Source organism: Phaeobacter italicus (genome assembly GCF_019801785.1).
Classification (GTDB): domain Bacteria; phylum Pseudomonadota; class Alphaproteobacteria; order Rhodobacterales; family Rhodobacteraceae; genus Phaeobacter; species Phaeobacter italicus.
Window position 1 is genome coordinate 31,589 of sequence record NZ_JAHVIJ010000003.1, and the last position, 19,695, is coordinate 51,283.

21 protein-coding genes are annotated in these 19,695 nt (G+C 59.7%); 12 read left to right on the forward strand and 9 right to left on the reverse strand.

Features of this window, described 5'->3' with window-relative positions; genetic code table 11:
- Nucleotides 1-66: 66 nt before the first annotated feature.
- Nucleotides 67-801 carry a helix-turn-helix transcriptional regulator gene (locus KUV39_RS07695; RefSeq protein WP_222459434.1) on the reverse strand — a complete coding sequence of 245 codons (735 nt, stop codon included), beginning with the start codon at nucleotides 799-801 and terminating at the stop codon, nucleotides 67-69.
- 287 nt (nucleotides 802-1,088) lie between these two features.
- On the opposite strand from KUV39_RS07695, the gene KUV39_RS07700 reads away from it, so the two are divergent.
- Nucleotides 1,089-1,580 (forward strand): DUF995 domain-containing protein, encoded by a 492-nt coding sequence (locus tag KUV39_RS07700; protein ID WP_008559517.1) that lies wholly within the window; start codon nucleotides 1,089-1,091, stop codon nucleotides 1,578-1,580.
- A gap of 111 nt (nucleotides 1,581-1,691) precedes the next feature.
- Here KUV39_RS07700 and KUV39_RS07705 read toward each other — a convergent pair whose 3' ends face one another.
- Nucleotides 1,692-2,612 carry a manganese-dependent inorganic pyrophosphatase gene (locus KUV39_RS07705; protein WP_222459435.1) on the reverse strand — a complete coding sequence of 307 codons (921 nt, stop codon included), beginning with the start codon at nucleotides 2,610-2,612 and terminating at the stop codon, nucleotides 1,692-1,694.
- Nucleotides 2,613-2,810: 198 nt separating this feature from the next.
- Between KUV39_RS07705 and KUV39_RS07710 the strand changes: the two genes are divergently transcribed.
- From KUV39_RS07710 to KUV39_RS07735, 6 genes are all read left to right on the forward strand, one after another.
- Nucleotides 2,811-3,491: a DUF2161 domain-containing phosphodiesterase gene (locus tag KUV39_RS07710; protein ID WP_222459436.1), complete on the forward strand. Its 681-nt coding sequence runs from the start codon at nucleotides 2,811-2,813 to the stop codon at nucleotides 3,489-3,491.
- Nucleotides 3,492-3,702: 211 nt separating this feature from the next.
- Nucleotides 3,703-3,990 carry a co-chaperone GroES gene (locus KUV39_RS07715; RefSeq protein ID WP_008562278.1) on the forward strand — a complete coding sequence of 96 codons (288 nt, stop codon included), beginning with the start codon at nucleotides 3,703-3,705 and terminating at the stop codon, nucleotides 3,988-3,990.
- A 59-nt stretch (nucleotides 3,991-4,049) separates the two neighbouring features.
- Nucleotides 4,050-5,699 (forward strand): chaperonin GroEL, encoded by a 1,650-nt coding sequence (gene groL, locus KUV39_RS07720; RefSeq protein ID WP_008563258.1) that lies wholly within the window; start codon nucleotides 4,050-4,052, stop codon nucleotides 5,697-5,699.
- Nucleotides 5,700-5,923: 224 nt separating this feature from the next.
- Nucleotides 5,924-6,805, forward strand: a complete 882-nt coding sequence (locus tag KUV39_RS07725) for a DMT family transporter (RefSeq protein WP_222459437.1) — start codon at nucleotides 5,924-5,926, stop codon at nucleotides 6,803-6,805.
- Between the two features lie 101 nt (nucleotides 6,806-6,906).
- Nucleotides 6,907-7,725 (forward strand): alpha/beta fold hydrolase, encoded by an 819-nt coding sequence (locus tag KUV39_RS07730; RefSeq protein WP_222459438.1) that lies wholly within the window; start codon nucleotides 6,907-6,909, stop codon nucleotides 7,723-7,725.
- The gene (locus KUV39_RS07735; RefSeq protein ID WP_222459439.1) at nucleotides 7,722-8,873 is read left to right on the forward strand and encodes an alpha-D-ribose 1-methylphosphonate 5-triphosphate diphosphatase; all 1,152 of its coding nucleotides are present in this window, start codon (nucleotides 7,722-7,724) and stop codon (nucleotides 8,871-8,873) included. Before KUV39_RS07730 ends, KUV39_RS07735 begins: the two co-directional genes overlap by 4 nt.
- Nucleotides 8,874-9,068: 195 nt before the next feature.
- Here the strand turns inward: KUV39_RS07735 and KUV39_RS07740 are convergent, their stop codons facing one another.
- From KUV39_RS07740 to KUV39_RS07755, 4 genes are all read right to left on the reverse strand, one after another.
- Nucleotides 9,069-10,145, reverse strand: a complete 1,077-nt coding sequence (locus KUV39_RS07740) for a 5-(carboxyamino)imidazole ribonucleotide synthase (protein ID WP_222459440.1) — start codon at nucleotides 10,143-10,145, stop codon at nucleotides 9,069-9,071.
- Nucleotides 10,138-10,641 carry a 5-(carboxyamino)imidazole ribonucleotide mutase gene (gene purE / locus KUV39_RS07745; protein ID WP_222459441.1) on the reverse strand — a complete coding sequence of 168 codons (504 nt, stop codon included), beginning with the start codon at nucleotides 10,639-10,641 and terminating at the stop codon, nucleotides 10,138-10,140. The genes KUV39_RS07740 and purE overlap by 8 nt, the downstream gene beginning before the upstream one ends.
- Before the next feature lie 153 nt (nucleotides 10,642-10,794).
- Nucleotides 10,795-12,078, reverse strand: a complete 1,284-nt coding sequence (locus KUV39_RS07750) for a uracil-xanthine permease family protein (protein ID WP_050673701.1) — start codon at nucleotides 12,076-12,078, stop codon at nucleotides 10,795-10,797.
- Between the two features lie 232 nt (nucleotides 12,079-12,310).
- Nucleotides 12,311-12,535, reverse strand: a complete 225-nt coding sequence (locus KUV39_RS07755) for a YdcH family protein (RefSeq protein WP_008560933.1) — start codon at nucleotides 12,533-12,535, stop codon at nucleotides 12,311-12,313.
- 177 nt (nucleotides 12,536-12,712) lie between these two features.
- On the opposite strand from KUV39_RS07755, the gene KUV39_RS07760 reads away from it, so the two are divergent.
- From KUV39_RS07760 to KUV39_RS07775, 4 genes are all read left to right on the forward strand, one after another.
- Nucleotides 12,713-13,126 carry an Hsp20 family protein gene (locus tag KUV39_RS07760; RefSeq protein WP_074964292.1) on the forward strand — a complete coding sequence of 138 codons (414 nt, stop codon included), beginning with the start codon at nucleotides 12,713-12,715 and terminating at the stop codon, nucleotides 13,124-13,126.
- Nucleotides 13,127-13,131: 5 nt separating this feature from the next.
- The gene (locus tag KUV39_RS07765) at nucleotides 13,132-13,356 is read left to right on the forward strand and encodes a DUF1150 family protein (RefSeq protein ID WP_008562203.1); all 225 of its coding nucleotides are present in this window, start codon (nucleotides 13,132-13,134) and stop codon (nucleotides 13,354-13,356) included.
- Nucleotides 13,357-13,556: 200 nt separating this feature from the next.
- On the forward strand, nucleotides 13,557-14,438 hold the full coding sequence (locus KUV39_RS07770; protein WP_222459442.1) for a PhzF family phenazine biosynthesis protein: 882 nt from the start codon (nucleotides 13,557-13,559) through the stop codon (nucleotides 14,436-14,438).
- Between the two features lie 9 nt (nucleotides 14,439-14,447).
- Nucleotides 14,448-15,311, forward strand: a complete 864-nt coding sequence (locus tag KUV39_RS07775) for a hypothetical protein (RefSeq protein WP_222459443.1) — start codon at nucleotides 14,448-14,450, stop codon at nucleotides 15,309-15,311.
- 63 nt (nucleotides 15,312-15,374) lie between these two features.
- Here KUV39_RS07775 and KUV39_RS07780 read toward each other — a convergent pair whose 3' ends face one another.
- From KUV39_RS07780 to trxB, 3 genes are all read right to left on the reverse strand, one after another.
- On the reverse strand, nucleotides 15,375-17,450 hold the full coding sequence (locus KUV39_RS07780) for a bifunctional sulfate adenylyltransferase/adenylylsulfate kinase (protein WP_008561991.1): 2,076 nt from the start codon (nucleotides 17,448-17,450) through the stop codon (nucleotides 15,375-15,377).
- 185 nt (nucleotides 17,451-17,635) lie between these two features.
- Nucleotides 17,636-17,971 (reverse strand): ribonuclease E inhibitor RraB, encoded by a 336-nt coding sequence (locus KUV39_RS07785; protein ID WP_046211171.1) that lies wholly within the window; start codon nucleotides 17,969-17,971, stop codon nucleotides 17,636-17,638.
- A 5-nt stretch (nucleotides 17,972-17,976) separates the two neighbouring features.
- A complete protein-coding gene (gene trxB, locus KUV39_RS07790; RefSeq protein ID WP_008560462.1) occupies nucleotides 17,977-18,918 on the reverse strand; it encodes a thioredoxin-disulfide reductase in 942 nt (313 codons plus the stop codon).
- Nucleotides 18,919-19,170: 252 nt separating this feature from the next.
- Here trxB and KUV39_RS07795 point away from each other — a divergent pair, with 252 nt between their 5' ends.
- Nucleotides 19,171-19,671 carry an Lrp/AsnC family transcriptional regulator gene (locus KUV39_RS07795; protein ID WP_008560294.1) on the forward strand — a complete coding sequence of 167 codons (501 nt, stop codon included), beginning with the start codon at nucleotides 19,171-19,173 and terminating at the stop codon, nucleotides 19,669-19,671.
- The last annotated feature ends 24 nt before the right edge of the window (nucleotides 19,672-19,695 follow it).

A 19,695-nucleotide genomic window follows, 5' to 3' on the forward strand; every position in this document is an offset into this window, starting at 1 on the left:
GCCACCTGCAACAATCCTTAAGGCCAGGTGAGAGCAGCCCTGGGAGGGGGCAGGGGATGCGCCCTTTCAGAGAGAAATGAACCCACGGGTCAGGGCAAGCGCCAGCGCATGTTCCCGCGTGCTTGCCCCTAGCGCCTTGCGTGCATTTGCGAAATGTAGGGATACGGCCGCCTCGGACAGCCCAAGTGTTTCTGCGATCCGCGCTGTCATCATTCCTTCGGCCAGAAGCGATAGAACCTCCCGCTGGCGCTGGGTCAATGGACTGGGGCGTGCGGGCTGGTACCCGTTGCCCGGTGCAACTGTGTCACGCTCAATGGTGCTCGCCAGAAGCGCAGAGAACAGTTGCAGTTCTACCTGACTGGCGGGTTGGTCTTCGAGGTGATGACCGTCGTAGGCCAGGGTGACGAACCGGTCGTAGCCCGTCGCGTCCTTGTAACAGCTGCAAAAAAGCGAGCCGAAACCAGCGGCCTTTAGTCCGTGGTTCAGATCCCACTCACGTTTGTCTGACGCATCGCCGCGGTGCAGGACGCCGCAGTCAACGCTCATGTTGCCCTTTTGTTTTGACAGGTTCAGAACCGGTGGATCCACTTCGACATATCCACAGGCGAGATATTCTTCGATCCAATCGCTGGGCATGTCGGTGTTCATCCAGCGAATATCTCCCTGAATTCCGACGGCTTGCGCGACAAGAATGCTCTTTACTCCGATCTTGTCAGCTGCGCGCTGGGCGGCATGCCAGCGGTCCTGCTGATCCTGCGAAAAGAGCAGCGCATCCAGGGTGTCAATCAACCCGTTTTTCATCACATCACCAAAACCAAAAGCACAAGTAACAAACAGGCCGAGAGAGCGCACGCCTTGGTGGATCTCGGCGGCCTATCAATATCCCTAGGTTGGCTGATCCGGGGCCGTTGGGCAATCTTTTCCTGTGGACAGGGGCTTGGCCCGTGCCACCTCTGACAGGCGCTGGTTGGCGGTGTGAGTGTGTTGCCTCCCATTTCCGAGGCTTTAACGAGTGGGCCTTGTGTTGTCTCTGGGCCGCCCGGCGCCTGTCAGCAGGTCCGGAGAGTGTATTGGTAAAGAGGTCAAGAATGACGATTGAGTTTAGGCATGGTCTGAAGATGTGTTTGGTGGTGGCTGCAGTGTCTGCTCTGTCGACGCCAGCGATGTCGGCCGGTGGCAAGCCGAAAGGTGCCCAGCCGACCCCGCCACAGGAAATCATTTCGCTTTATCGCGGCATGACGTCGACTTGGAACAGTGGTGGTTCAGTGTACTGGGCGCCGGACGGCACCTTTCAGGGGATCAATCGGCGCGAAGATGCGGTTGGTGTCGGCAAGTGGTTCGTCACGTCCAAAAGCAAACTATGCGCCGAGGTTACATGGAATGCGGTTGTGGCGGGAAAGCCCAAAACACTGGATGATGAGCAATGCTGGCAGTTCGTTACTGCGCCGGATGGCACCATCTGGGAGCGTTACCTGTCTGGCGACGACAGGAAATGGTACCGCCACAAGCGGGAAAAACAGTCCAAGGGCAACAGCCGCAAGCGGCTGTTTCAAAAGATCAGCGCGCAACTGGGGCTCTAGGCTCAGGTTGATAAGTGACAGCAGGGGAGATGTACCATCTGACACATTGGCCGGGGACATGAAAAAAGGCGCCCGATGGGGCGCCTTTTTGCTGTGTCAATGCAAGGAAGATCAGACCTTGAGGTTGGGGATGATCTGCTTTTTGCGCGACATCACGCCGGGCAGAACGACGGTGTCGCCTTCGGCGTTTGCCTCAAAGCTCTTGGCTGCGACGGTTTTGACCAGATCGTTCGGAACCAGCAGGGTTGCCTCTTCTTTCAGGATGTCGACGACAAACAGCAGAACCTGGTCGACACCATCTTCGCTTGCGACAGTGGTCATGGTTTCCATCAAAGATGCCTTGCGGTCCAGAACCACGGCAGGGGCAGTGGTTTCCAGAACAGAAACGCGGAATTTCGTGCCGTCTACGGCGTATTCCTTGGAATCCATGCGCAGCAGTTCAGCGTCCGAGAATGCCGAGACATCAGATTTCGCGGCAAACATTTCTGACGCATACTCAGCAATGTCGACGCCCAGATCTTCGGCCAGGCTGTAAGCGACAGCTTTGTCTTCCTGCGTGGTGGTCGGAGACCGGAACTCGAGCGTGTCGCTCAGGATGCAGGTAAGCATTGCGCCTTTGATTTCGCGTGGTGCCTGGGCCAGGTCCGCGCCGATCATTTTCCACATGATGGTTGCGGTGCAGGCGACGGGCTCGATGCGGATGTTGATCGGGCCTTTGGTTTCCAGGCCGCCAACCAGCTTGTGGTGGTCGATGATCTCGCGGATATCGGCACCATTGATGTTCGCGGGCAGTTCGGCGGGGTTGTTGGTGTCAACAATCACAACCGGCTGATCATCCGCCACGTCGGAGATGATTTCTGGCTTGTCCAGACCCCAGTGTTTCAGCATGAAGGCCGCTTCGGTGTTGGGCTCACCCAAGAGTTTCGGAGCAGCGTCTTCGCCTTTGATCTGGTTCAGATACCAGGACCAGATGATGGCAGAGCCGGTGGAGTCGGTGTCAGGGGATTTGTGGCCAAAGACGAAGGTGGTCATGAAGCGTGTCCTATGCAGATGCCGGAATTTTGCGCGTCTTATAGGCATGGGCAGGGGCCTTGTCACCCCGGCCCGTTGTCTCATCAATGCGGCTATGTCGTTTGTGCAAAACTCTGCTTGGCTGCGGGGGCTGTTCGATATGCCTGCCGTCACAGCGAACGGCTTTTCCTTCGGTGCAGTCGGGGATAGCATCCAGCCATGGACCGCGAAGATCAGCTTTATCCCCCCATCAAGGCACTCCTGGAAAGTCAGGGCTACACCGTCAAGGGAGAGGTCGGCGCAGCGGATGTGGTGGCCATCCGGGGCGAGGAGCCACCGGTTATCGTTGAACTCAAACTGCGGTTTTCGCTGTCGTTGTTTCATCAGGCTGTCACCAGGCTTGCTCTCAGCGATCATGTCTATGTCGCCGTGCCCAAACCGACGGGCCGTCAGGCGCGACGCATGCTTAAGGACAATCTGGCGCTATGCCGCCGCCTTGGTCTTGGGCTGATTACGGTTTTGAGCGATGGCCGGGCAGAGGTGCAATGCGATCCGGGGCCCTTTACGCCGCGCAAGTCAAAAAAGAAGCAGGCCCGCCTGCTGCGCGAGTTTCAGCGCCTTCAAGGGGATCCAAATGCAGGCGGTGCGACACGACACGGTATTGTCACGGCCTATCGCCAGGACGCCCTGCGCTGTGCTGCCTTTTTGGCAGAGCATGGTGCCAGCAAGGGGGCGACGGTCGCCAAGGGCGCCGAGGTCCCCCGGGCCACGCGTCTGATGGCGGATAATCACTACGGGTGGTTTGAACGGGTGGAAAAGGGCATCTATCAGCTGACATCCGCCGGCCGGGATGGGCTGATCCACTGGGCCTATAGTTTTGAGCCCGCTGCCCCTATGTAAGGGCAGGGCACCCCTTTGGCTGAGGCGGCTGCTTGGCAGGCGTAAAAAACCTGCGAAATGAGGTCAAAAAATCTCAACGACCCTGTTGACTCACCCAAACACCCTGCCTAGCTATTTCGTCGTTAGCACTCGGCAGTGGTGAGTGCTAACACTCCCTGCCAAGGGTAGGGGGAGGAGACAACAACCTTTGAGCCTTTAAGGAGCTACAAAGATGGCATTGAAACCGCTTCACGACCGCGTGCTGGTGCGTCGCACCGAAAGCGAAGAAAAAACCGCCGGTGGCCTGATCATCCCCGATTCCGCCAAAGAAAAGCCGAGCGAAGGCGTCGTCGTCGCAACCGGTGAAGGCGCACGCAAAGACAGCGGCGAGCTGATCGCCATGGCCGTCAAAGAAGGTGACAAGATCCTGTTCGGCAAATGGTCCGGCACCGAAGTCACCGTCGACGGCGAAGAGCTGCTGATGATGAAAGAAAGCGACATCATGGGTGTGATCGTCTGAGCCTGACGCTCCGACACATTCATCTTCGCATAAACAAGTATTCTCAAGGAGAGTGAACAATGGCTGCTAAGGACGTCAAATTCGACACCGATGCCCGCAACCGCATGCTGAAAGGCGTCAACATTCTGGCCGACGCCGTGAAAGTGACCCTGGGCCCCAAAGGCCGCAACGTGGTTCTGGACAAATCCTTTGGCGCACCGCGCATCACCAAGGACGGTGTGTCCGTGGCGAAGGAAATCGAACTGGAAGACAAGTTCGAGAACATGGGCGCCCAGATGGTGAAGGAAGTTGCTTCCCGCACCAACGACGAAGCCGGTGACGGCACCACCACTGCAACCGTTCTGGCTCAGGCGATTGTCAAAGAAGGCCTCAAGCAGGTTGCAGCCGGCCTGAACCCGATGGACCTGAAGCGCGGCATCGACCTGGCAACTGCCAAGGTTGTGGAAGCGATCAAGGCATCTGCACGTGACGTAAAAGACAGCGACGAAGTTGCGCAGGTTGGCACCATCTCCGCCAACGGCGAAGCAGAAATCGGCCGTCAGATTGCAGACGCGATGCAGAAAGTCGGCAACGAAGGCGTTATCACCGTCGAAGAAAACAAGGGTCTGGAAACAGAGACCACTGTTGTCGAAGGTATGCAGTTCGACCGCGGCTACCTGTCCCCCTACTTTGTCACCAACCCTGACAAGATGATTGCAGAACTCGACGACTGCATGATCCTGCTGCACGAGAAGAAACTCTCCTCGCTGCAAGCAATGGTTCCGCTGCTGGAGCAGGTGATCCAGTCGCAGAAGCCGCTGCTGATCATCGCAGAAGATGTTGAAGGCGAAGCGCTGGCAACTCTGGTTGTCAACAAACTGCGCGGCGGCCTGAAAATTGCTGCTGTCAAGGCGCCGGGCTTCGGCGATCGCCGCAAAGCCATGCTGCAGGACATCGCCATCCTGACCGGCGGTCAGGTCATCTCCGAAGATCTGGGCATGAAGCTCGAGTCCGTCACCATGGACATGCTGGGCACCGCCAAGAAAATCGAGATCACCAAAGACGAAACCACCATCGTTGACGGTGCAGGCGAGAAGGCCGAGATCGAAGCACGTGTTGCTCAGATCCGTACCCAGATCGAAGAAACCTCTTCCGACTACGACCGTGAAAAGCTGCAAGAGCGCGTTGCCAAACTGGCAGGCGGTGTTGCTGTTATCCGCGTCGGCGGCATGACCGAAGTGGAAGTGAAAGAGCGCAAAGACCGCGTTGACGATGCTCTGAACGCAACCCGCGCAGCTGTGCAGGAAGGCGTCATCGTTGGTGGTGGTGTTGCTCTGGTTCAGGCTGGCAAGGCACTGGACGGCGTTGAGGGTGCAAACTCTGACCAGAACGCTGGTATCGCCATCGTCCGCAAAGCCATCGAAGCGCCGCTGCGCCAGATCGCTGAAAACGCAGGTGTCGACGGTGCTGTCGTTGCAGGCAAGATCCGCGAATCCGCAGACACGTCCTTCGGCTACAACGCTCAGACCGACGAATATGGCGACATGTTCTCCTTCGGCGTGATCGACCCGGCAAAAGTGACCCGTACCGCTCTGGAAGATGCGGCATCGGTTGCTGGCCTGCTGATCACCACCGAAGCCATGGTTGCCGACAAGCCCGCCAAAGAAGGCGCGGCAGCTGGCGGCATGCCCGACATGGGCGGCATGGGCGGCATGGGCGGCATGATGTAATCACAAATCCCTCTGGGATTTGCGATGAGGCAAAAGGCGGTTGGTCATTTTGGCCAACCTTCCGAGAGCCCGCCGTTCAATACTGCAAGATCTGGGGCTGCCTTTGGGCGGCCCCTTTTCGTTTTCGGTATTTCCAACATATCGACCGTGGCCCGATGACCGCGGTCGCATGCGACACAAAGAATTCACTGGCGTGACATTTGCGGGCGCGATAGCAGCGTGACATGCGTTTGTTTCTGCTTGTCTCCCTCACCATGGTGGCCTTTGCCGCGAACTCCATTCTTGGCCGGATGGCGATTGGCGCTGGCCATATGGAGGCCACCAGTTTCGGCCTGTTGCGCCTGTTTTCCGGTGCCGTGACGCTGACGGTGCTTTGTCTGCTGAGCAAACTCTCGCTGCGTCGCGATCTGCGCCAGACCCTTTGGGGCGGGCTTGCCTTGACCGTCTATATCATCGGTTTTTCCGTGGCTTATAAGGATCTCGACGCCGGTCTTGGCGCGCTGATCCTGTTTGGAGTGGTACAGGTGTCGATGTTCCTATGGGGGGCTTTGCGGGGCAGCGCGGTATCCCTTGGCCAGATCAGCGGCGCGGTGATCGCGCTTGCAGGTCTCGCTGTGGTGGTCTGGCCGACTGACGGGGCGTCGGCTGCGCCGCTTGGGGCTTCGCTTTTGATGGCATTGGGAGGCCTCGGCTGGGCGGGCTACAGCCTGCTGGGGCGAAGGGCCAAGGCGCCTCTTGCTGCGACGGCGGTGAACTTTGCTGCTGCGACCGTGATGATGGTCCCCGGTGTGATGATCTTTGGGGCAGAAATTGTGGTGTCGCCAACCGGTGTCATCCTTGCCATCCTGTCAGGCGCGGTCACTTCGGGTCTTGGCTATGCGCTGTGGTACTACGTGTTGCCCCAGCTCGCGCCCGCAGTTGCCGCGACAGTTCAGTTGTCGGTGCCGGTGATTGCGATCCTTGCGGGCGCGGCTCTCTTGGGGGAGGTGATCGGTTTGCGCCTGACCATCGGCTCTGTCGCTGTGCTGGGCGGGATTGCGGTTGTGGTGCTGTCGGCCCCGGGGCGCAATCTGCGCGGCGCGCTTGGCTCGGCGAAAAACAACTGAGGCGCCACGTCATTGCACGGCAGGCCCCATTGGCACTTCACCTGATCGCACAACGCCCCTATCTGCGCTTGCAGAGGTCATTTCAAAGGTTCAGCACTATCATGTTCCGTTCTCTTGTTCCCGTTGCTCTGGCTGCCGCCACGGCTGGCCTGACAGCAACTGCAGCGCGCGCTGATTGCGTTGTCCTGCTGCACGGGCTTGCGCGTAGCGAGATCTCGCTGGCGGTGATGGAGCAGGTGCTGGAGGCCCGCGGGATCAAGGTTGTCACCCCTGGCTATCCGTCAACGGATAAACCGGTTGCAACCTTGGCAGCCGAGACACTGCCGTCCGCGATCGCGCAATGTCAGGCACAGATTTCAGACCCAGAGCGCATCCATTTTGTCACCCATTCGATGGGGGGGATACTGTTGCGCCACTGGCTGCAGGACAATCGGCCAGAGGCACTTGGCCGGACCGTGATGTTGGCTCCGCCAAATCACGGCAGCGAATTGGTCGATGAGCTGGGCGACTGGGAGGTCTTCGGGCTTTTGAATGGTCCCGCTGGCCTGCAGCTGGGCACCGGTGCCGAAAGCGTGCCAAACCAGCTCCCCGCCGCCAGTTTCCCGGTTGGAGTGATTGCAGGCGACTTCTCTCTCAACCCGGTGTTTTCGGCAATTATTCCGGGGCCAGATGACGGAAAGGTCTCAGTCCGCAGCACCTATCTCGATGGTATGAGCGACCACATCGTGTTGCCCGTCACCCATACCTTCATGATGAACAACCCGCAGGTTATTGCACAGGCGCTGCATTTCCTCGACACGGGGCGCTTTGATCCTGACCTGACGTGGCTTGATTCCATCACAGGCGAAATCGCTGACGCCTGCGCTGGTGGTCGCTGCAGCAGCGAGGGGGAACAGCCGCAAGAGGAGACGCAGCCATGACCATGCTGGAACTGACACTGACCGGAGCAGATGTGCTGCGCCCAGATGGGCTGGAACGTGGTGGCGAGCTGTCCTTTGCAGCGGGCCAGATCCAGACGGACCGGGCCGGGCGTCAGATCGACCTGTCTGACTATCGCATCCTTCCGGGGATCATTGATCTTCACGGGGACGGTTTCGAACGCCACCTGGCGCCACGTCGTGGCGCGATGAAGCAGATGACCGAAGGGGTTATTGCCGCCGAAGCCGAACTCGCCGCCAATGGCATCACGACTGGCGTTCTGGCGCAGTTCTACTCATGGGAGGGCGGTCTGCGCGGTCCTGAGTTCGCCGCCCAGGTGTTTGAGGGGATCAAGGCTGCGCGCCCTGCTGTGGTGACGGATCTGATCCCGCAACTGCGTTTTGAAATCCACCTTCTGGAGGCCTACGACAATCTGCCTGCGCAGATCGCAGAGTGGCAGGTGCCCTATGTGGTCTTCAACGATCACCTTCCGCATGAACGCCTCGCACAAGGAAAGAAACCCCCTCGGCTCACCGGCCAGGCGCTCAAGGCAGGGCGCAACCCGGAGGTGCACTGGCAGATGCTCAAGGACATGCACGCCCGACGACCAGAGGTGCCCGCAGCCCTCGACAAGCTGGCAGCGGCCCTTGGCGCGGCTGGGGTCTGTCTTGGCAGTCACGACGATCACACGGAAGAAGATCGGGTGATCTGGCGCAATCGCGGCGCACTGATTTCGGAGTTTCCCGAGACGATGGAGGCGGCGGAAGCTGCAAAATCCGCAGGTGACCACGTGATCCTCGGCTCTCCCAATGTGGTGCGGGGCGGCTCGCACAAGGGCAATGCCTCCGCTGTCGAGCTGATCGCGATGGGGCTTTGCGATGCGCTGGCGTCCGACTATCACTACCCAAGCCCCCGCCGTGCAGCGCTGATGTTGGAAAAGACCGGGCTCATGGATTTGTCGGCGGCTTGGGCACTGTTGTCTGAGGGCCCGGCAAGGATTTTGGGTCTTGATGATCGCGGTCGACTGGAAAGCGGAAAGCGCGCCGACATTCTGGTGCTGGACAAGCAGACCGACCGCGTTGCGGCAACGATCTCCGGCGGGCAGGTCAGCTATATGTCGGGAGAGATTGCAGGCCGTTTCCTGGCTTAACGGAGGGGCGCCGCGCATCAGGCCGGATGGCCCTCTTTACGGCGCGTGAAACCGGCGGGCCGGTTCCACAGGGCACGACAGTGTCGTGCCGGTTGTTTCTTCTGGCCGGAAATATCCCGGGGTTTGGGGCAGAGCCCCAAGTCGGCAATGGCTCTGGGGGCAGCGCCCCCAGCCCAGTCAGCCCAGCCCCTAGGCCTAGGCCTGCGCTTTCACCACCCGGTTTATATGGCCCATCTTGCGGCCCGCCTTGGCCTCGGCCTTGCCGTAAAGGTGGATGGCGCAATCGGCCTCCTTTGCCAGCTCCGGGATACGGTCCACGTCATCGCCGATCAGGTTTTCCATCACCACATCGGAATGGCGCTGACCGTCGCCGAGCGGCCAGCCCACAACGGCGCGGATGTGCTGTTCGAACTGATCCACGGTGCACCCATTCTGGGTCCAGTGGCCGGAGTTGTGCACGCGCGGGGCGATCTCGTTGACGATTAGTCCCTGGGGCGTGACGAAGAGCTCGACGCCGAGAACGCCGACATATTCGAGCGCGTTCAGGATCTTGCCAGCCATCAGCACTGCATCCATGCGCTGGCCGGTGCTGAGGCGCGCAGGCACGGTGGTGGTGTGCAGGATGCCGTCGCGGTGGACGTTCTCACCAGGATCGAAACAAGCGATTTCGCCACTGGTACCGCGGGCGGCAATCACCGAGACCTCGTGGCTGAAATTGACAAAACCTTCGAGGATTGAGGGCGCGCCTGCCATCGCCGCAAGGGCTTCGCCTGCGTCTTCCGGCGTCTTGATGCGGGCCTGGCCCTTGCCGTCATAGCCAAAGCGGCGGGTTTTCAGGATCGAGGGGGCGCCGATCTCTGCCAGCGCGGCGTCCAGGCTGGCCTGATCGGTGATGTCTGCAAAAGGCGCGGTTTGCAGGCCGAGGTCTTGCAGGAAGGTTTTCTCTGTCAGCCGGTCCTGGCTGATGCGCAGCGCCTCGCGGCCCGGGCGGATCGGTTTTTGCGATTCCAGCAGGTCAAGCGCGGAGGTCGGGATGTTCTCGAACTCATAGGTGATCACGTCGACCGAGGCGGCGAAGGCGGCCAGCGCTTCGGCGTCCTCGTAACCTGCGGTGGTCACGCGGTCGGCGACGTGGCCTGCGGGTGGGGTCGCGCTTGGTTCAAAGATATGGGTCTTGAAGCCGAGGCGGGAGGCCGCAACCGAGAGCATCCGCCCCAGCTGGCCGCCGCCGAGGATGCCGATGGTCGAACCGGGGGCAAGCACGTCAGTCATCAGAAGGTTCCTCCGGGATGGAGGCCGAAAGCGCGTCGCGCCAATCATCCAGTCGCTGGGCGAGGTCTGGATCCTGCAGGGCAAGGATGCCTGCGGCCATCAGGCCCGCGTTGGCCGCGCCAGCTGCGCCGATGGCCATAGTGGCAACCGGAAAGCCCTTGGGCATCTGCACGATGGAATAAAGCGAGTCGACACCGGACAGCGCCCGTGTCTGGACCGGTACACCGACCACCGGCACCCGGGTTTTCGAGGCGACCATGCCGGGCAGATGCGCGGCGCCACCGGCCCCTGCGATGATCACCTGCAGGCCGCGCTCAGCGGCGCTTTTGCCGTAGCTCCACAGACGGTCCGGGGTGCGGTGGGCAGAAACGATCTTGGCCTCATAGGCAACGCCCAGTTCATCAAGGATCGTTGCGGCTTCCTTCATGGTGGGCCAGTCGGACTGGCTTCCCATGATGATGCCTACTTTGATGTCGGCACCGTTCGAGTCGGGCATGGCTGGTGGCTCCTGTCGCGGCTTGTCGAGCGCGCACTATAGGGAAATTCGGATTTTCCGCAATGCGGCGTGCTGTGCACATACCTGTGCAGCGTATGAGGTGAAAAAGGGAGAGCGCGCTGCGGGGCGCGCTCTCCTTCAGCGGCTGTTGGATCAATCCCGCTGTTTGGGCAGGATCAGGTTCAGCACCAGACCTGCAACCCCGGAGAGGCCGATGCCTGCGAGGGTGAAGCCTTCGCCGAACTGCAGTGTCAGACCGCCAAGGCCGATGATCAGAACGGTGGAGATGATGACCATGTTGCGTGCCTCAGACAGCGCGTCGCCCAACTTGGACAGGACGGACAGGCCAACGACGGTGACCATGCCGAACAGCAGGATCATGATACCGCCCATGACAGGCATCGGAATGGTCGAGAGGGCACCAGACAGTTTGCCGACAAAAGACAGCGCGATGGCAAAGAGGGCAGCCCATGTCATGATCGCCGGGTTGAAGGCGCGGGTCAGTGTGACGGCACCTGTCACCTCGGAATAGGTGGTGTTGGGTGGCCCACCCAAAAGGCCTGCAGCAGCTGTCGCCAGGCCATCACCCAGCATGGTGTTCTGAATGCCGGGTTTTTCCATGTAGTCCCGCTTGGTCACGTTGGAGATCGCCAGGATGTCGCCGAAGTGTTCAATCGCGGGCGCGATGGCGACCGGCAGGATGAACAGAATGGCGGCGAGGTTGAATTCCGGCGCGACAAAGTTCGGAACATCAAACCAGGGGGCGTCCGCGATTGCAGCAGTGCTGATCAGGCTTTCACCCGTGATGGCGCCAATCACCAACGCGGCGATATAGCCGGCGGCCACACCGACGAGGATCGGAACGATTCTCATGATGCCGCGCCCAAGGATGGCGGTCAGCATGGTGGTGCCCAGGGCAATCGCTGCCAAAAGCAGCGCGGTGTTGCGCGGCATGATCTGGGTGTCACCCGCGAGGCCTGTTGCCATGTTGACGGCAACCGGGGCCAGAGACAGGCCGATCACCATGATGACCGGGCCCACGACAACCGGCGGCAGCAGCTTGTGCAGAAAGCCGGAGCCAAAGGCGCGGATCGCAAAGCTAAGCACCACATAGAGGAGGCCAGCCGCTGCAAGGCCGCCCGTGGTCGCGGCCATACCCCAGGTTTGAACGCCGTAGATGATGGGGGCGATGAAGGCAAAGGAGGACGCGAGGAACACGGGCACCTGTCCACGGGTCACGATCTGGAAAATCAGTGTGCCAAGGCCTGCGGTGAACAGCGCAACACTTGGGTCAAGCCCAGTCAAAAGCGGCACAAGCACCAATGCGCCAAAGGCGACAAACAGCATCTGCGCACCAGTAAGCGCTTGTTTGATCGAAAAATTGTAGTCGGTCCCCTGCAGGCTGGGGTCCGGGGTCTGTTCCCTCGTTGCGGTCATGTCCAGGCTCGTCTCGTTGTGAAGTGGCTTGTCCCTGCCGTGCCCTGTCGGAGGCCGACCGGAAACAATTCGGGCGGTCCTAGCGGGTAATGCAGCGTTTGACCATGCGTCATGGCCCAGAAACCAATCACCGGACGGTCGATTTTTCAGTGATAGCGCAAACTTGGCCTCGCCATACCCGTTCGCGCACCGAAACCTGCGCGCAGATGAGAGGCCTGAACTGTTTTGCCGTTCAGGCGATGATGTCCGGGGTCAGGCGGTCTTCGATCAAGGCGATCTTGTCCTTGAGGATCAGTTTTTGCTTTTTCAGGCGCTGAATGGTCAACTGATCGCTGGTTCCACGTTCCTGCAGCGCAGAGATCGCCTCGTCCAGATCGCGGTGTTGGGTTTTGAACACTTCAAGCTCCACCTTCAAAACATCGTCGGTTTTCATGGAGATATCTGTAGGAGCGTTCATTGGCGACTCGTCGGCTGGCGGGTGAAACTGGCCGGAGATTACGCTTTTGGTGCCGTTTGCGCCAGCGCTCTGGCGCCTTGGGCTTGTGAATTCGCATAAAACACCCATATTCTTAGGAAGTTGGTCGCCATAATGGGGCCACTCGCAGACGTCGCTTTGGAATCAAGGACGAAAAACGTGTCTAAACTTACACTTGGCTCGTATCCGCACATGTTGGGATTTGAGCAACTTGAACGCCTTCTGGAACGCTCGGCCAAATCCGGCAACGAGGGCTATCCCCCTTACAATATCGAACAGACCTCTGATCATTCCTATCGCATCACGCTGGCGGTTGCCGGTTTTGGCGAAGAGGATCTGGCAATCACCGTAGAGGACCGTCAACTGGTCATCCGGGGTCGTCAGGGCGATGACAGCGAAGGTCGTGTCTTCCTGCATCGTGGCATTGCCGCCCGTCAGTTCCAGCGCATGTTTGTGTTGGCCGATGGGGTCGAGGTCGGCGAGGCGGTCATGGAAAATGGCCTGCTGCATGTCGATCTCACACGCGCCCGACCGGAAACCGTGGTTCAGACAATCAACATCAAGAAGGGGTAAAAGACATGCACACAGCATACCAGTTCGACAAGACGGACAGCCGCATCGTCTATGTCAAAGCCGTTGATGTAGCCGATCTCCCCGAAGAGGTGCAGGCTGGCGCAGCGGGGCAGAAACAGCTCTACGCCGTTCATGATTCTGCGGGAGAGCAGCTGGCCCTGGTCAGTGACCGACGCATGGCATTTGTGCTGGCGCGCCAGCATGACTACGCACCGGTGCCAGTGCACTGACAATTGCGCACTGACCGTGCAGACAGGGCATCCGCAAGGGTGCCCTGTTTTATTTCTAAGTGTGCGCCAGACAAAGGGTGCGCCCGGGGGGAGACGGCGGCTTGTAGTCGAATGCCTTTCACAAAATGCAGTGCCGCCCTTGCAGACTGGGTGTCTGCGTGGTCTTGCTAGGGTCTGTGTTTTGGCGGGAGGGCCGTTTGATGCAATTTGATTTTGACTGGGTGGATGCATTTTCCGCCCGTGCCTTTGGCGGAAATGGATGTGCGGTGGTGCATGGTGGGGCGCATCTGCCCGTGGATGTTTGCACGGCCTATGTACGAGAGACATCTTTGGTTGAGTGCACCTTCACCGGTCCGTCCGATGTTGCGGACGTTCATGTGCGCTATTTCCTCGCCTCAAGAGAGATCCCCTTTGCAGGTCACCCCACCATCGCAACTGTCGCGGCGTTGCGGGACCGTGGCTTGATGCAGGGGACAGCGATTACGCTGGAAACCGGCGCCGGTTTGGTTCGGGTTACGGTTGACGGTGACATGATCGAGATGACCCAGATTGCCCCGGAATTCGGGGTGAAGGCGGATCCGGATCTTGTGGCAGCGGCGCTATCTTTGCCATCTGATGCGATTGTCGGGACGCCCCAGAAGGTTTCGACCGGCTTGCCATTCTGCGTGACGGTTGTGCGCGATCGGGCCGCCCTTGAGGCGGCAAAGCTGGATCTTCCCGCCCTTGCAGCACTCGGCAAGACCCTGGGCGCGGATGGGATTGATATGCTGGAACCTTTCGTTGTGCATTTGGGCGGAGCAACAGACGCCGGGGATACGTTCTCGCGCTTGCTGATGGCGCCGCCGTGCCCGCCTGAAGATCCGTTCACAGGCTCCGCCACCGGGGCGATGGCCGCTTATCTCTGGCATCATGGATTGATGGAAAAAGACCGCTTTGTGGCAGAGCAGGGTCACGGGATGGGGCGGCCGGGCCAGGCCGTTGTCACCCGTGTCGGTGACCGGCAGGCTCCTGATGGTATTCGCGTGGCAGGGCAGGGCTTCGTGCTGATGCGCGGCACTGTTGATCTGCCAGAAACACTCTAAGAGACGGATATGACACGACCAGCCGCCATTGCCGTGGTGCCATATGGCACCAAACTCAACAAAGGTTTCGCAGACATTGCGCTTGATCAGCTGGCCTGGCCGTTGGGTCAGCCGGATGAGTTGCGCGGAAAGACCATTCGCGACCTCGACGAGCAGGATCATCTGATCCTTTACATCAAGCGGGCGATGCATATCACGAGGGCCCGCAATTGCCGGGCGCAGATCTCTGTCATGGTGGCAGAGCCCAAGATCATGTCAGCACTGCACCACCGATTGCTGCCTTGGACAGCACGGCGGTTTTTCCGGGTGTTCACCTATGACGAGGAGTTGCTGGCGCGGCTACCCAATGGCGTTTTTCTTCCGTTTGGGACCACTTGGGTTCCGGAATGGCAAACCCTTGAACTGAACAAACAGGAGGACTTGTCACTCATCGCCTCGGCAAAGCGGGATCATCCCGGTCATAAGCTGCGTCATCGGATTGTTGAGCATCTCCAATCCGCGCGCCCAGACGCCGCGATCCTTGGCAAAGGGTACCAGGCGTTTGACGCCAAAGCGGATGGGCTGGCGCCCTATCGCTATAGTGTCGTGATCGAAAACGTACAGGAGAGAAACTATTTCTCGGAAAAGTTGATCGACGCCATTCTGTGCGAGACAGTGCCGATCTACTGGGGCTGCCCCAATATCAGTGATTTTTTCGACCCGACCGGCATGATGATTTGCGAAACAGAGGCAGAGTTGCGGGCGGCCATCGCGATGATGTCACAAGGGGACTACGCTGCGCGACTGCCTGCGTTGCGGGCGATCAAAGCAGAAGCCGCGAGATACGGCGATTTGGAACGTCGCGTCGCAGAGGCATTGCTGGCCAGTCTTTGATGCTCTCGGCTCAAACGAAAAAGGCCGCCCATCGGGGCGGCCTTTTCCTGTCTTGGGTCCGGATCAACCAGCGATCAGACCCATGTTTTCCAGTTTCAGCAGGACCTGATGTGCGCAGTTGTCGACGTCGACATTCTCGGTTTCGACAGACAGTTCAGGGTTCACTGGCACGTCGTAAGGATCGGAAATGCCGGTGAATTCCTTGATCTTGCCTTCGCGCGCCAGTTTGTACAGGCCCTTGCGGTCGCGGCGCTCGCATTCCTCGATCGAGGTTGCAACATGCACTTCAACAAAGGCGCCATACTGCTCGATCTCTTCACGCACATGGCGGCGGGTTGCCGCGTAGGGCGCAATCGGTGCACAGATCGCGATACCACCGTTCTTGGTGATCTCAGAGGCCACATAGCCGATGCGTTTGATGTTCAGGTCGCGGTGCTCCTTGGAGAAGCCCAGCTCGCTGGACAGGTTCTTCCGCACGATGTCGCCATCCAGAAGCGTCACAGGACGGCCACCCATCTCCATCAGCTTGACCATCAGGGCGTTCGCAATGGTGGATTTGCCGGACCCGGAGAAGCCGGTGAAGAACACGGTGAAACCCTGCTGCGAGCGCGGCGGCTTGGTGCGGCGCAGTTCTTTCACAACCTCGGGGAAGGAGAACCACTCGGGGATTTCCAGGCCCTCGGCCAGACGGCGGCGCAGTTCGGTGCCAGAGATGTTGAGAATGGTCACATCATCCTTGTCAGCGATTTCATCCGCTGGCTCGTATTGGGCGCGCTCCTGCACATAGACCATGTGCTTAAAGTCGACCATTTTGATGCCGATTTCTTCTTCGTGCTCACGGAACAGGTCCTGAGCGTCGTAGGGGCCGTAGAAATCTTCACCAGCAGAGTTCTTGCCCGGGCCTGCATGGTCGCGGCCAACGATGAAGTGGGTGCAGCCGTGGTTCTTGCGGATCAGGCCGTGCCAGACCGCTTCGCGCGGGCCAGCCATGCGCATCGCCAGATTGAGCAGTGACATTGAGGTGGTGGCCGCAGGGTATTTGTCCAGTACCGCCTCGTAGCAGCGCACGCGGGTGAAATGGTCCACATCGCCCGGTTTGGTCATGCCGACAACCGGGTGGATCAGCAGGTTGGCCTGTGCTTCGCGCGCAGCGCGGAAGGTCAGCTCCTGGTGGGCGCGGTGCAGCGGGTTGCGGGTCTGGAAGGCAACAACCTTGCGCCAGCCCATCTTGCGGAAGTAGGCGCGCAGCTCGTTCGGGGTATCCCGACGACCACGGAAATCATAGTGCACGGGTTGCTGGATGCCGGTTACCGGACCACCAAGGTAGATCTTGCCAGCCTGGTTGTGCAGGTAGTTGACGGCAGGATGTGCGTCATCGTCGGCGCCAAAGACTTTCTCGGCCTCGCGGGATTTGTTCGGCTCCCAGCGGTCGGTCACGGTCATGGTGGCCAGGATTACGCCTTCCTGATCGCGCAGCGCGATGTCCTGACCGATTTCCAGCGAGCTGGCGAAATCTTCGGTGACGTCCAGCGTGATGGGCATCGGCCACAGGGTGCCGTCAGCCAGGCGCATGTTTTCAACGACGCCATTGTAGTCTTCTTCGCTGAGAAAGCCCTTGAGCGGGTTGAAGCCACCGTTCATCAGCAGTTCCAGATCGCAGATCTGACGCGGGCTCAGGTCATGGCTGACCAGATCGGCCGCTTCGACCTTCAGTTTCTGGGCAGAGTCGTAGGAGACATAAAGCTCTGGGATTGGGGCAAGATTGTTTTGCATCAACTTGGTCCTGTACTTGAAAGGGACGAGGCCACTGGTTGTGCCGGTAAGTTCAGCATGAAGCGCGTCATACTCTGCGAACTTGCGGGCGAGAAACTGATCGGTGAGCCGGTTCTTTTCGGCTGCACCACGGGTGGTGAGGGCGTAGGCAAAGCGCTGGCGCTTGTCGGGGCCTGCACGTTCGCTGACCTTGACGAAACCGGCCTCTGCGGCAGCCCGGAGTTGTGCGTTGAGACGGCCAAGCGAAATCCCCACAGCCGTCGCCGTTGCCCGCTGGGACGCATCAGGCGCCTTGTCGAGCTGGCTGAGGATGCGAAAGAGCAGGTCTTCGTCCTCAAGACTGGGATTGGCGGGGGCGGATGGCATTGGTCGACTCAAAGTGTGTTCACGGGTGAACGCATTTCATGCTTTGCTGTCGTAGCAAAGCCCAAACCACCTTGGCGTGTATGAAAAAGACCGCCGTTCCCAATTTGCAACGCAGGCGGAACAGGCGGTCTTGTCGGGATCCTGCAGGGGAACAGGAATTTGAGCTGTGCGAGGCTGAACAGGGCTCAGCCCTCCGCAAACCCCCACCCATCCGGGCGAAATCCGTGGTCGATCGCGACGCGGGTTGCCACCTCTTCGACCATCCAGATCGCTGACGCGGACAGGATCTGATCCGGCATGGTCGCAATGAGCGTTGCGGGGTCGTCGCCTTCGGCCTCTGCCCATTGGGTGTGAAAGCCCAGATCCGCGAGCGCTTCGGCCAGTGGCATCCAGTCGCTGGTCCCGTCGCTGGACACAAAGAACAGGTCCAGATCTGCTTCAAACGGCAGATCGCCTTCGGCCTGAAGGTCCGAAAAGGCCGAGAATGTCTCGGCCTTTTGCGTGTCGAAATCATGCGCCACGGCGCTTACTCCTGTTCCGCCAGGAAGCGCTCAGCGTCCAGCGCGGCCATGCAGCCCATGCCTGCCGAGGTGACAGCCTGACGATACTTGTGGTCGGTCAGGTCGCCCGCTGCAAAAATACCCGGGATTGATGTTTCGGTGGTGCCGGGGGTAACCGTCACATAGCCGCCGTTGTGGGTTTCCAGAACATCTTTCACCAGTTCATTGGCGGGGGCATGCCCAATGGCGACAAACACGCCCTTGCAGGGGATTTCAGTAATCTCGCCGGTCTTCACGTTCTTCACGCGGACACCTTCGACGCCAAGCGGGTTTTCGGTGCCAACGACCTCTTCCAATTCGTGGAACCACAGGGGTTCGATCTTTGGGTTTTTCATCAGGCGGTCTTGCAGGATCTTCTCGGCGCGCAGTTCGTCGCGGCGGTGGATCAGCGTGACCTTGGAGGCAAAGTTGGTCAGGAACAGCGCCTCTTCAACAGCGGTATTGCCGCCGCCGATGACCACGATTTCCTGGCCGCGGTAAAAGAAGCCATCGCAGGTTGCGCAGGCCGAGACGCCAAACCCCTTGAACTTCTCTTCTGACGGCAGGCCAAGCCATTTGGCGCGGGCGCCTGTCGCCAGGATCACGGCATCGGCGGTATAGGTCGTGCCACTGTCGCCTTTGGCCACGAAGGGGCGGCTGCTGGTATCCAGTGAGGTGATGATGTCGCCGATGATCTCGGTGCCCATTGCTTTGGCGTGGGCTTCCATGTTGACCATCAGATCAGGGCCCTGGATTTCGGTGTGACCCGGCCAGTTCTCGACCTCGGTTGTCGTGGTCAGCTGACCGCCAGGCTCGATGCCCTGAACCAGGATCGGCTCCAGCATCGCGCGGCTCGCATAGACGCCTGCGGTGTAGCCCGCGGGGCCGGAGCCGATGATCAGAACCTTGGTATGGCGCGTTTCGCTCATCTTGTTTCCCCAATCGATGTATTGGCGGTCTTGCCGCCGTCAGGCAAAGCATATAGCTGCACGCCAAGCTGTCTTAAAGCCCCTCGGTGGCCCAAGACCGCAGTCTCGCCATGCAGGGATGTCTGGCCGCATGCGGGGCAAAGCCGGTATCCCAAAGGTGTTTGGCAAAGATTGTTGCGCAGTTATGAAAGATTATTGCGCGCGCCGTGGATGCTGGTATAACAAACGCAATCTTTTCACAGGAGCTCTCATATGGTCACAACACGCCTTGATCCGATTGATCGCAAGATTTTGTCGGAATTACAGGCCGACGGTCGCATGACCAATGTTGAACTGGCCAAGCGCGTGGGGATATCTGCGCCGCCGTGCCTGCGCCGTGTGCGCTCGCTCGAGGAGGCGGGGCTGATCCGTGGCTACCATGCCGAGGTCAATTCGCGCGAACTGGGGTTTGAGGTTCAGGTCTTTGCGATGGTTGGTTTGGAAAGCCAGGCGGAAGCAGAGCTGAGCGCCTTTGAGGCCAAGTGCCGTGAGTGGCCGCTTGTGCGTGAATGTCACATGCTGAACGGTGAAGTGGATTTCATCCTGAAATGCGTCTCGCCCGACCTCAGCACGTTCCAGAGCTTTTTGACCAGCGATCTGCTGACCACGCCCAATGTCGCGAGCGTCAAGACCTCGCTGGTGATCCGCGGTGCCAAGGACGAACCGGGTGTGCCGTTTGATGTGCTGGAGCAGAGGCTCGCGCGCGAAGCGTGACGCAACGCATCTTTTACGCAAGAA

Coding starts and splice junctions, on each gene's coding strand:
- KUV39_RS07700 (WP_008559517.1), top strand. CDS start 1,089: ATGACGATTGAGTTTAGGCATGGTCTGAAGATGTGTTTGGTGGTGGCT.
- KUV39_RS07705 (WP_222459435.1), bottom strand. CDS start 2,612: ATGACCACCTTCGTCTTTGGCCACAAATCCCCTGACACCGACTCCACC.
- KUV39_RS07750 (WP_050673701.1), bottom strand. CDS start 12,078: ATGACCGCAACGAGGGAACAGACCCCGGACCCCAGCCTGCAGGGGACC.
- KUV39_RS07740 (WP_222459440.1), bottom strand. CDS start 10,145: ATGACTGACGTGCTTGCCCCCGGTTCGACCATCGGCATCCTCGGCGGC.
- KUV39_RS07735 (WP_222459439.1), top strand. CDS start 7,722: ATGACCATGCTGGAACTGACACTGACCGGAGCAGATGTGCTGCGCCCA.
- KUV39_RS07715 (WP_008562278.1), top strand. CDS start 3,703: ATGGCATTGAAACCGCTTCACGACCGCGTGCTGGTGCGTCGCACCGAA.
- KUV39_RS07695 (WP_222459434.1), bottom strand. CDS start 801: ATGAAAAACGGGTTGATTGACACCCTGGATGCGCTGCTCTTTTCGCAG.
- KUV39_RS07780 (WP_008561991.1), bottom strand. CDS start 17,450: ATGCCATCCGCCCCCGCCAATCCCAGTCTTGAGGACGAAGACCTGCTC.
- trxB (WP_008560462.1), bottom strand. CDS start 18,918: ATGAGCGAAACGCGCCATACCAAGGTTCTGATCATCGGCTCCGGCCCC.
- groL (WP_008563258.1), top strand. CDS start 4,050: ATGGCTGCTAAGGACGTCAAATTCGACACCGATGCCCGCAACCGCATG.
- KUV39_RS07710 (WP_222459436.1), top strand. CDS start 2,811: ATGGACCGCGAAGATCAGCTTTATCCCCCCATCAAGGCACTCCTGGAA.
- KUV39_RS07730 (WP_222459438.1), top strand. CDS start 6,907: ATGTTCCGTTCTCTTGTTCCCGTTGCTCTGGCTGCCGCCACGGCTGGC.
- KUV39_RS07775 (WP_222459443.1), top strand. CDS start 14,448: ATGACACGACCAGCCGCCATTGCCGTGGTGCCATATGGCACCAAACTC.
- KUV39_RS07795 (WP_008560294.1), top strand. CDS start 19,171: ATGGTCACAACACGCCTTGATCCGATTGATCGCAAGATTTTGTCGGAA.
- KUV39_RS07755 (WP_008560933.1), bottom strand. CDS start 12,535: ATGAACGCTCCTACAGATATCTCCATGAAAACCGACGATGTTTTGAAG.
- KUV39_RS07770 (WP_222459442.1), top strand. CDS start 13,557: ATGCAATTTGATTTTGACTGGGTGGATGCATTTTCCGCCCGTGCCTTT.
- KUV39_RS07765 (WP_008562203.1), top strand. CDS start 13,132: ATGCACACAGCATACCAGTTCGACAAGACGGACAGCCGCATCGTCTAT.
- KUV39_RS07725 (WP_222459437.1), top strand. CDS start 5,924: ATGCGTTTGTTTCTGCTTGTCTCCCTCACCATGGTGGCCTTTGCCGCG.
- purE (WP_222459441.1), bottom strand. CDS start 10,641: ATGCCCGACTCGAACGGTGCCGACATCAAAGTAGGCATCATCATGGGA.